Genomic DNA, 11,894 nt, shown 5'->3' with positions numbered 1-11,894 from the left:
TAAGTACATTCTCCAAATGATCTACAAGATGTGTTTTTCCCAGGTACTCCAGTTCAGGGTTTGTGTAGTACCTGTATCTTACTCAATCTTAGGTTAAATAAGTAGCCATTACTTCACGTCTCGGTTGTATAGGGAATTAAGCAAATTTTAGCGTTGCTGAGTTACCGTACGGGGGCGCGTGTTCTGGTGGGTTACTAATGTTGTTTTGGGGTAGGTGGCGCCTAGTTTTCGCTACCGCAGCCATAGCACTTCTCCTATCCGGTGTGCCTTGTATAAGTGTAGCCCAGCAAAGCCCTCCTGCAGCAGCTTCTCCCCCGAGTCCTACGGGCCCACAACCCGGTCCAGAGCAAGGTCCCGGACCCGAGGGAATGCCAGGCCCAGATGCAAGGGGTGGCGCGCGGAGCAGCCCTCTTGGCGGTGCGTGTTGGCTCACAAAGCAGAGCATGACTCCGGTGGGCATGGTTAGTAGCAGCGTGGGTGGTGCGGTACCTGCTGGTTCGGGAATAAATGTTTGTGCGGCATGGCCGGCCTGTGGCACCTGTGTGCGCATGTATGAGGGTGACTGCAGACACGTGTATCCGTCCTTCGTTATGGTATACAGCGCACATGATACCGAGGGGGCCGAACAGATTTGTGCATGTAAGGCAAGGTCATGCTACCTGCCCTGGAATTCCACGGAGTGGGACAAAAACTGCTATCAGCAATTGGGGTGTTTTGACAAGGCCGTTGCGCAAACAGCGGGACCCTTCTGCAATGTGCTGCCCAGACACCACCGACCCACAAGTGTCAGGTTTGTCCCGCTGGAATTTTCTAAACAGAGTTTTTGGCGTCCGGGGTTTGTGGCAATAGTTGAGAGCTGGGAACATAAGGACGGCGCCATAATCAAGAAAGTGAGTAAGCACGTAATCCACCCTGGCGGCCCGGATGGCGAGAGAGGGACCATAGCAACCGCAACCACAACTGATAGTGCTTCCCAGCAGAACGGTCAAAACGCGCAGGAGAGCAAGAAAGAACACTCGTGGCATACTGAAGGCCACAGTATAGATGAGGAGGCAAGAGACTACAGCTTCTCTGATAATGGGAACACGCACCACCTCAAGGCGCGCAGGGTGCAGGATACTGTTTGTGTGGGGTACTACGGCGAAGATAAGGATAGAGAATCCGAGATTTCTAGCAGCTGCGTTCCCATTCCGGCAATGGAGCGGCCATTGGTGTACCAGGCTTACAGAGCACAAGACATCAAGGGGACGCCTTTTGGTGGCAATCATAAGACGGTACTCGATAAACTCCTGGGGGAGCATCGTTCCGCTGATTGGGTATATGCGTGCCCCACTGCAGTTTTGATTGCGAAAAATTACGGCCGGGTGCAGAAGGGCAGGAGTCCAGGAGAATACAAAGTTGATTTTTACTGGGGTGGATATGGAGAATTGCCAGACTGCCAGGTTTTTAGCGTGGATAGCACAAAAGGTACTTGCGACTGCTCGGCCGGGGATGAGCGTTTCATAAACTGCAGGAAAAAATGCAGCTATAATGCAGGAGGGAGAGTTCCGGCTTGGGTCCTCGGTATATACTATGGAAAGCGGCGCATTGTCAGAGGGGCAGGGGAACTGGATGCACAAGAAATACAACGCAATGATAAAAAGCCAGAGGCTGGTAAGGGAAAGGACATTCATCACATGGTTCACCATTCCTTGGGTCGGAGCTGTGTTTTCGGGTACAAGCAATGTGTAAGATTTAACGGAACAACGTGTCACGATGAGAAGTGGCACACCGAGCATTGGAGCGGTAAATATTACGAAAACCCGCGGGACATGTTTGTGGGCTATGCAACTGCACAGTTCACGAGTGAACAAGGGAAGCAAGAAAACGGGACGCAAAGCGGCGCGAAGTTTTTGGGGGTTATTGCGGATTCGGCGTTGCGGGAAATGGAGCGATCCTGCGTCGATGTTGAGGACAGAGAAGGAAAAAGCAAAGTCTGCTGGTATAACACTACCGAAAATGTGGGCGCCAATGTCCTGTGTATATCCGGTACGGGATCTGATGTTTCAGAATATGAAATTCGAAGCAGAGATGATATGGGTGTGGCGCGCACTTGGCTTAGAAAGCAACAGAAGGTTTTGCGGCGCTACGTTCTGGTGGATGATGGAGGTAATGTCAGAAGGGTGGTATGCGATGATAAATATTCTATCGTTCCGGGCTCCCTAAGCCAGGATATTCTGGACAGTATGGTAGTGCAAAATGGACAGTACATATTCCCGAAGGAATTTCTAGAGCGTAGTATTGTCAAGGGTAGCGATGATCCGTGCTCTGACCCCAACTCCAAAATAGTATACTACCATGAATCCGGCGGGTTTACCTCTGACCCCGGTGCTATATCTGGATGCAGCCACCCGGTTACTCAATATTATGGTTCTGGTAAGGAAGTACGGGGTTGTGCATATGAATATGTCAGCATGGACGATTACAGACCCCTTACATTTAGCGGGGTCACATCCGAGAGTGACGTGCTTGCAACTAGTGCTACCCCGGCACATGATGCAGAGCAAGCGCATGCCAGCGTGGCGGTGCAGTCAGGCGGTTCTATCACAATTGGGAAGAAGTTAGCTACTGACCTTGAGTTGAGACCCCTTAATCCGTACGATCGCGGATTGTGTATAGACAATTTTCCCAGGCATTGGTACGAGCCACGATACATTTTTCCCAGTACTAGTGGTGATTTTAAGAAATATGCACCAGATACAAACAAGGACTATAGCTACGTACCTAATGAGTTGAGCCCTACTGTTACTAGGAACTATGTCATGCTAAAATTCAAGGCTAAAGACCAAAGATTGCGGAAGGGGTGCGATTTCTACCGCATTGAAGCTTGGGGTGGAGGGGAAGCTGCTGCGAAAACCGAGACTGGCGAACGTAGATCTGGAAGGCCTGGGCAGTATTCAATGGTAGTGCTGCGCAACCCCAACTGCACAGATGAAGGATGTGAAGCGTTTTCGCAGAACAAGGGCAGTAAGAGGGTTCAAGATTTGGAGCTCTCCATTGAGGTTGAAGTTGGAGAGGGAGGGCGAAGTGGCACGAATAAAAAAAGCCCCGCGACAGAACCCAATGATGACCTCGGAGTGGGCAGTGACACTGTAGTGAAGTTTTGTGTTTGTAACAACGGTACGTGTACACAGAATCCGCCAGGCAGCGGCAAGAAGTGTTATGAAATCATGAGGGCGGTGGGAGGCGGCAGTAAACATGCTGGGAAACTGGATGCAAGCGCTATTAAGGACTTAGTTGTCAGCTATCGGACCATTACTGGGGATGTGCTGGCAGGCGATGATGGGGCCACCAAGTTGCTACTGGAAGGGCGCGCAATGTTCACGAAGTTCCCGCTGGAAATGAATTTCCCACTATATGACCAGGTAGGTAAAATGAAGGAGTGGTTAAATCTGGGAATCGCGGAGCATTTTCAGGGCAGGAGCTTACCTCGGGAGTTGTGCACATGGAAGGACAGGTACTACACCTACCGCGATCCCGGCGACTTTTTTGTTCCGGGAATGGGGGGATGCTGGAAAGATAACAGTGAAATGCCGGGGTTGGGTGAGAGCGGAGCCGCAATGATTACATGCGAATTGTGGGATAACACAAGAACCCCTACGTTTCTTGATAATGGTATAGAGCCACCACCAGAAATAAAGGCGCAGCAACCTGTGGCTACTCAACCCGTGACTCCCACCTCACCTGCTAGACCTGCGGCGTCTGCAAAACCTGTTGCTACCAAACCCGCTCCTGTGCGGCCTCCTGCTGTGCCAGCAAGCAAGCCTGCTGGTAAATGTGGCAACCTACCTCAGTGCCAGGATGCTGGAGGAGGAAAGATACGGGTAACCTACAAGTACTGCCCATGGTGGGCTAGGTTCATGGTTAGCCAATGGGAGGATAGGTACTCCTGTACCGGGGGTATAAAAACGTATACAGACACATTTGACAGTGTGCAGGCGTATGAGCAGTACCGCAATTCTTGGGTGAAGGTGAAACGTATGAATGGCTGCGACGATGAGTCTTGTGTACACTTTAAGAAGGGTTACACAAATAACAGTGGTACTAGTAGGAAATGAGTAGTGCCTTGTCCCAGTGGGCGTACCCTACATTCCGATGGTGAATTTTTATCACACTGTTAGGGAATTGCTGAAGGGCAAGGTAAGGGTAGTATCATAAGCCATACCTGCATTGTAGGTCTACCACAGCACAACACACCTGTACGTACTAATCTGAGCTACATTTTCCAAGGTTACAATGTGTATAGGTCAAGCACTCAATCTCAAGGGTGATGCTTCTCCAAGTACAATACTCCCTCAAGTGTAATACCTCTCCCAGGCACCCCAGCTCATGGTTTGTGTAGTAATACACTAGGTAGTGTATAGACATCTTGCTCAATCTTAAGTTAAGTATGTGGCTATTACCTTCACGTCTCGGTTGTATAGGGAATTAAGCAAATTTTAGCGTTGCTGAGTTACCGTACGGGGGCACGTGTTCTGGTGGGTTACTAATGTTGTTTTGGGGTAGGTGGCGCCTAGTTTTCGCTACCGCAGCCATAGCACTTCTCCTATCCGGTGTGCCTTGTATAATAAAGGCCACCGACGACGATTCTACTGCACAGGAGGAAAGCACTGACGATGCGCACGCATTTGATAATATCCCGGTAGATACCTGTAGGCTCGGCAGCCAGGGTGTTGCTCTTGCTGAAGAAGTGTCAAACACAAGCTCATCGACTCCACTGTTGACCGCCAGGTTGAAAGTTTGTGGAGCATGGCCGGCCTGCGGCACTTGCGCGCGCATGTATGAGGGTGACTGCAGGTATGTATTTCCCACCTTTGTAATGGCGTATGGCGTGAAAGACCCGACCGGCCCGGGAAAGATTTGTGCATGCAAAGTGCTGGCGTGTAACCTCCCTTGGGATCCTGGCGGGTGGAACAGAGGTTGTATTCAAGAATTGGGCTGCTTCGATAAACCGCTCTTGCGCGATGCTGGGCCCTTCTGTAACGTACTGCCTGGTCGCAAGAGATCTGCCAGAGTCAGATTTGTCCCGCTGGAATTTTCTAAACAGAGTTTTTGGCGTCCGGGGTTTGTGGCAATAGTTGAAAGTTGGGAACAAGATACAAAGGATCACAGAGTGCTTCATCGTAAGGTCAGGAAGCATATAATCAATCCGGGCAGGAGCGGAGTCTTTGAAGGCATTATCGGCCGGAAAAAGGATGAGTATGTATGGCATACCAAGGGTTGGAAGGATGATAAGGAAGAGCAACAATGGGCAATTTCCGAGCAGGAAAAAAGTTACTCCTTCTCCGATGCCGGGACTAAGCACTATTTGAAGGTAAGAAGGGAACAGGATGCGGTATGCGTAAGGTACTATGGCACTGACCCGGATATGAGTATCGAACTCTTTGAAGAGTGCCTGCCGATTCCGTCTATGGAATTGCCCAGAATCTACCAAACTTATAGTCTCACAAATTCTGTTGGGCAAGGTTACAACCGTGACGAGTATGTAAGGCAACACTGCAAGAACAGCGCTGCCAGCAGAACTGAGTATCTGACCAGCAGCGATGAATCTGAAAAGTACCGAATTAAGTTTATTAGAGGCAAAGATACGGTAAGCCGTAATGGCGACAATACCCGCCAGGGGGAATCGGGCAGAGCGTTTGTGCAGCACCTCAAAAAGAGCACGCGCGGCAAGTGGATGGTATTTGATGAAAAGGGAGAAGCCTGGGAAATACAGGAAGAGCAAATTGTAGAAAACGTGGAAAAGTCCTCTGAGTGGTACAAAAAGCACATAACTGACAATTCAGACAGAAGGACGAGATCTTCCGAGTCTGACACGTGTGAGCGTGAGCTCAGAGAGTGTGTAAAATTCGGCGGCAAGAACATGTGTGTGAGTGTTGCTAATGCCGCTAGGGAGTGGGGGCGTAGCGTTCTGCCGGGTGTTTTGTTGCAACTGCAACGTAATGGGCACCAAAAATGGAATACTGAAACTAGCTACTATAAACACCCCGTGGGGGCGTTTTGGGGGTACTCTTCCATAGATTTTATGCAGCAGAAAATTACGGAAATAGCCAAAGATTATGGGGGCAACGCCAACAAGGTGGAGTTTGTTGGGGTTGCGGCAGATAAGAATCGCGAACTTGGAGGCATCTGCGGTAGGGCGAATGATGGTAGCCACGACAGTAAATGTAAGTATTATGAGGTGACCGGTAAGCCCAGGGTTATGTGCATTACGGGCATAGGGTCTGGGGCAGACACATCTGATTACGAAGTTGCAAGCAGTAGTGATGGGGGTATATCCCGCACGTGGCTTAAGAAGCAGCCTAAAATGCTGAGACGCTACGTGCTGGCAGGCGAGGATGACGATGCAAGGAGGGTTGTGTGTGACGACAAGTACTCCATGAATTTGCAGCTCCTCAGCCAGCCCGTTTTGGACAACATTGTGGTGAAGGATGGGCGCTTTGTGGTCCCCAAGAAGTTGTCCGGAGAGGCGTCCAGTAGAGGAAGAAGTGGCGGCGACCCCTGCGCACGTGTTGACTCCAACACAGTATATTATTACGAATCAGGCAGGTTCACCACAGAGCCAGGTAGTCTTGTTGGGTGTGTTGACCCCAGCACACAGTACTACGCCCCTGGGCAAAAGGTTGAAGGTTGTACGTACGAGTATGTAAGCAGGGACGACTACCGCCCAATGTCGCTTGGTGGACGCGTTGGCATGAGAGCGGGCTATTACTTCCCTGCTGGGGTTCCTGTGAGTGATGAAATTGAAGAAGAAGGGGCAGTGGTGAAGCTGCGGCCTCTGAGCGTTTATGACCGTGGGTTGTGTATTGATAGTTTCCCCAGGTATTGGTACGAGCCTGAGTATAAAATTACAGGCGGGCAAACACAGACGGTTAGTAAGGAGTACGTGGTGCTGAAGTTTGAGGCCTCTAGCGGAGACCAGACAGTTGGAACTCTACCAACTCAGAACGGCAAATGGTGCCAATTCTACAAAATTGAGGCGTGGGGTGGAGGTGAGGCTGCTGCAATAACTGATGTAGGTGCGCGCAGATCAGGAAGGCCGGGCCAGTATGTTGTGGGAATACTGCGCAACCCTGATCAGAATGGCAAATATAGCTGCGATGTGTTTGCCCATTACAATAAGCAAAGAGGGGCTACCAAGATCAGCGACCTAGAGTTTTTGATTAAGGTCGATATAGGTGAGGGTGGCGAATATCAGCAACCTAAAAAGGCGGAGAGCCACAAGCAACCCCCGGTTAAGTATTTCCCAACCCGGGATCGAGAAAACTACGGCGGCGGCACTGGTGCCGGTGGTGATACGGTAGTGAAACTCTGCACTAAGAAGAAAAACTCTACTAATGGCGGCACTCAAGGTAGTACGCAGAACACAGAGCAGTGCCATGAAATCATGCGGGCTGTGGGCGGGGGTAGCACACATGCTGGAGTGCTCAATGTCCGCGCAATAAAAGATTTAATGGTCAGCTATCGAACCATTATTGGAGATGTGCTAGCAGGTGATGACGGGGCCACTAAACTGCTACTGGAAGGACGCGCAATGTTCACGAAGTTCCCGCTGGAGATGAATTTCCCACTCACGCGGGAGAAAGAACATATATTGGATGTGAAGGAGTATTTCGAGGGACGCAGCCTACCTCGGAGCCTATGCAGGAGAAAGCTCAGATACTCTAAATGGCGCGAGAATGGGGTCTTTGTTCCGGGTATGGGGGGATGTTGGGGCGATGATAGCAGCATTACGCCCGGTTTAGGGGAAAGTGGTGCCGTTATGGTTACCTGTGAGCGGTGGGATACCGTAGGGCCACGAGAGCTCGGGTTTGGAGATGAAATTAAGCCTGAGCAGGCGTCAGAACCAGGTAAAAGAGAGGAAGAACAACAACGACCTGATAGTAAGCCCGGATCCACAGTTGAAACAGAGTGGAGTTCTTCTGGTAGGGCTGTATCTAGGACTCAGCGTGGTGATGTGCAGCAGTCTGAAGAACGAAAACTCAAGGGTGCTGAGTCCAAAGGGACGACTAAACCTGGGTCAACAACGGCAGCGCGGTCAACTGCATCTGCGGGTAGAACAACTTCTCCTGCGGGCAAGTCAACCGAGTCTGCGGTGAAGCAGCTGAAAGTTGAGGAACCTAAAAAACCTGCGCCCAAACCTCAGCCCAAGCCCGAGCCTCAATGGCCGGCGAAGAAGAAGTACCTATACTGTCCATGGCACGCTTGGTGGACCATAGGTAACGGTCACTACAGTTGCATGGGAGGCCTACGTGAGTACGAAGAAGTGTTTAAGAGCGAGGCAGACTACGAATACTTCCTGGCTAAGCAGTATAAGGTGCGGTACATGTCCGGTTGTGACGACGAGCGGTGCATACACTTCGAGCAGGGCTACACAAACAATCCCCACGCTTCAGAGGGGTATTGGTGGAAAAGAGTGGACAAGTTGGACCAGAAGTATAAGCGAGGGAGGTACAGTCCGAAAGGGAAGAAGAGGTAAACTGGGGCCGGGTGAGCCCTGTGTTGCTGCAAAGCCGTCACTGCCACAGATTGTGTCATGCATGTTTGGCTGCAGATGCGCACACCTTTTTTCCCAGTCATGCTCCACTCTCCGCCCCCTGATGTGCCTCCTATGTTGCAAAAAGGCAGTCATAACCAGCGAAGGGAATTGTGGATATGGTGGCGCCGAACCATAGCAGCGCTACCGAGCAACTTGCCGGAACGGGCCTGCCAGACACCACGCTGACCGCACCTCTACTGATTGCTGATCTACAGTACAATGTTATGCGCGTATGGCTGCACTGCAATTGTAGGATTGCAAATATTGCCTTTGGGGCTTCATACCCAGGCATTATGCTTCACGCTCTGCCCCAATGTGCCTCCATGTTGTGCAACCCAACATTGCAAATATTGCCTTTGGGGCTTCATACCCAGGCATTATGCTTCACGCTCTGCCCCAATGTGCCTCCATGTTGTGCAACCATTGCTATTGGGAACTTCCTCTTGCCTGTAAACACCTCCGACACTGTAGTACTATAAGTGCTATGTGCAGACTGATGCTCATTACCTCTTATCGCCATAGTTGTAATTTAGGGCATATTGCTTCTTGCCTGTACGCCCCGACACCGCATAAGCTGCGTTTGCTACTGCAACACTATATGCATACGTCTTGTGTGAACTGAGACTCATTACCTATCTCGCTGTAGCTGTAGATGACAACGTGACCAACTTGTCCATGGCATCAAACATTAGGACTTCCACAAGGTGAGAAGAAGGAGAGGATGCCTGAATTGGTTGGGGGGGGGATATGAGCTGCGCGCTGTGAGGGGCTCTGCTGTGCTGTCTCAGGTGTAGGAGTAACTACTGGGGTGCTGGGTTGTTTCCAGAAGCCCTGTTCCAACGCTATTCCCAGAGGGATGCCTCCCAACCTAACTCTACATCCTTCAAAGATTAACTTTTCCCCCTTGGCACCACACTGTTGCACTGATGCAGATGCCACTTTTACCCTTCCATCTGCGTGGACATCCATACTAACCTGCTGTTGGGGGGCTCTGACAAGGTTTCCAAGATACTTTCAGGCTCAGTGTGCCCTCTAAGACTAAGTAACTGTGCCTATTATGCTTGGAACCCGTTATATTCACGGCACTGGAGCCACGGGTAGAGCCCCTCACGTTTATCCTATCTCCATCCGTTGTGATTACACACACCGTCTGTTGCTTACCATCACTAGGTTTCCAAGTGACGGTACAACTTGCATCAATCACTACGTCAGTTCTAGATTGCACATGTTCTCTGGGGCTATGGCTACCAATAATCTCGATATTAGGGCCTCCCCCCCCCACTAGGTGTTTCTTCAGAACCGAAACAGCAGCTGTGACTAGCACAGGGCATTATAAATACGGTGATGCCGAAACAGATGGGAACACTTACAATGGGGACTGGAAGCCACCGAGCAAATTTCCAGAATGGGCTCCGCCTAGGTTTTGGTGACCCACTACGCCAACGAGAGTATTCCTCTGCTGCTGCACACGGAAGGACAGTGAGGGCTGAGAGCAGAATAGCCATCTCTAGGGGTACGAGAATCCAAGGGAAGGGTGAGTACCGACACATTGTGCGAATATCTCTCCACATTGTGTGAATATCTCTCCACATTCCTGCTACCCTTTTGATATTTAGCTAAAAATATTATCTACTGATAGATACAACACGCCACCAAAGCGGAGTAACACCTACATCACATTTAATGAGGATTCCACTCCTTGCACTTCTAGCGCAAGTACTGGGCCACAACGTACCACGCTATGGTTAATATTGCAACAGTTTTACACGTGACCTACAAAACACCAGGACGCATATCTCTGATTGCTAATCTACAACACAATGCCATGTGCCTCCTATGCTGTGCAATGTGGGATTACAAATATTGCTATCCAGAGCTTGTGCCCCACTACAAGTTGATTTGCGTACCCAGGCTATTATGCAATAAAGCAGCAGTGCTGCGGCTGGGGGGAGTGCTGCGCTCATGATTGTATAATTCTGCAGGAGAAAGGCGGAACCGCAAATCATTACAACGCTGACAGCTGCTGTGAGGGTCCTATGCTTTGGATCCGCGGCTGCAGGCGGGGTAAGTGGCCTGCTGGCAATGCCTCTATAAGCGGGATTGTCACGCTCAGAGTCGCTGTGACCGCGGGTAAGACAACCACGCATACTGGTGAGTGTACCCTTGGGTTGTAGGGAATTGCTCTTCGAAAAAGTGTTACGAGTTTGGTCTGCCACACGGTGAGGAGTGTGCTGCTCGTTACGCTGCGAGTAGGGTATCCGTGCTAAATAGATGTCCACCGCAATATGTATCAGCAAGCATAACGAGCATGCAACAGAGAGCGCTATGAGCGCGTGTGGTAAGTACGCAACGGTACCGACGGCAGTGCTCATGATGCCAGTAGTGTGTGCCGTAGCTGCTGCGGTTCTGGAGGCTGTAGTTACGCCCCAGACAATGGCGAGTTCGTTGCTAGCCTTGGCGGAAAAAGGCACTATTAGCGCGGCCACTGCCGCAGTTGTGGTCGCTACTATTGCGGATATGCCGGAAATTTTGGTTGCGAGATTCGCGTTCTTTATTTGCATCAGCGCTTGATTGGTTGCTGTCTTCTCTACCGGCGATACTGCCGCCACTGTACAGCGCTTTGCGGCTCTGGTAGCTATTGCTGCAAATAGAGCCGTGAGTACTGCGGCAACAACAGCAGCTGCCGCGGCAACCACGGCGACTTTGGCTGAATTAAAAGCGCTAATATTAAGAGCGAAGGCCCCATACAAGAAGATAGCTGAGGAAATGAAGATGCTTTCTATGGCGACTATAACAGCAATAGCAAGAGCGGTAAAAGTGGCGAGCATGGCGAGGGCTGCGAAGCTGTTTGCAACCTCGGCTATGACGTCCATCTGCTTATGCCTGCGTGTGTTGGCAACTGCTTCAGAGCAAGAAGTTGCAGGAGCAAGAACAGGTTGTAGTGGCTGGACTGTTGGTAATCCTTCTTCCCGTGCTTGCTTAAGTTGCTTACAGGATTTGACTAAATCTCTTGCAGAACAGAATACAACACACGCGGATAACAGCGCTACTGCGACGCAAACAGTGGCGGCGTTGGCGGCGGAAAGTGAAAATAAACCCGCAGTTGCAGTGCTATACATCAGGGCTACAAGAATACTGATTGATACAAGCAATATGCCTGTATTAATCAATACCCCCGACACCGCATAAGCTGCGTTTGCTACTGCAACACTATATGCATACGTCTTGTGTGAACTGAGACTCATTACCTATCTCGCTATAGCTGTAGATGACAACGTGACCAACTTGTCCATGGCATCAAACATTAGGACTTCCA

At 50.5% G+C, this 11,894-nt stretch carries 4 protein-coding genes; 2 read left to right on the top strand and 2 right to left on the bottom strand.

Annotated elements, in window-relative coordinates; translation table 11 throughout:
- The first annotated feature begins 197 nt into the window (after positions 1-197).
- Both AOV_RS03900 and AOV_RS03895 read left to right on the top strand, forming a co-directional pair.
- Positions 198-4,097, top strand: a complete 3,900-nt coding sequence (locus AOV_RS03900) for a hypothetical protein (RefSeq protein ID WP_075139218.1) — start codon at positions 198-200, stop codon at positions 4,095-4,097.
- Positions 4,098-4,528: 431 nt separating this feature from the next.
- Complete coding sequence (locus AOV_RS03895) at positions 4,529-8,518, top strand: hypothetical protein (RefSeq protein ID WP_075139217.1); 3,990 nt, start codon at positions 4,529-4,531, stop codon at positions 8,516-8,518.
- A 563-nt stretch (positions 8,519-9,081) separates the two neighbouring features.
- Here the strand turns inward: AOV_RS03895 and AOV_RS05500 are convergent.
- Positions 9,082-9,207, bottom strand: coding sequence for a hypothetical protein (locus AOV_RS05500; RefSeq protein ID WP_267896375.1), 126 nt, complete (start codon positions 9,205-9,207; stop codon positions 9,082-9,084).
- 1,176 nt (positions 9,208-10,383) lie between these two features.
- Positions 10,384-11,823 carry a hypothetical protein gene (locus AOV_RS03875; RefSeq protein WP_075139214.1) on the bottom strand — a complete coding sequence of 480 codons (1,440 nt, stop codon included), beginning with the start codon at positions 11,821-11,823 and terminating at the stop codon, positions 10,384-10,386.
- Positions 11,824-11,894: the final 71 nt, after the last annotated feature.

Origin of the sequence: Anaplasma ovis str. Haibei (assembly GCF_002214625.1) — a bacterium.
In the GTDB taxonomy this organism is placed as follows: domain Bacteria; phylum Pseudomonadota; class Alphaproteobacteria; order Rickettsiales; family Anaplasmataceae; genus Anaplasma; species Anaplasma ovis.
Note: the sequence above shows the minus strand (reverse complement) of the source record. Positions and strands in the feature narration are given on the sequence as shown.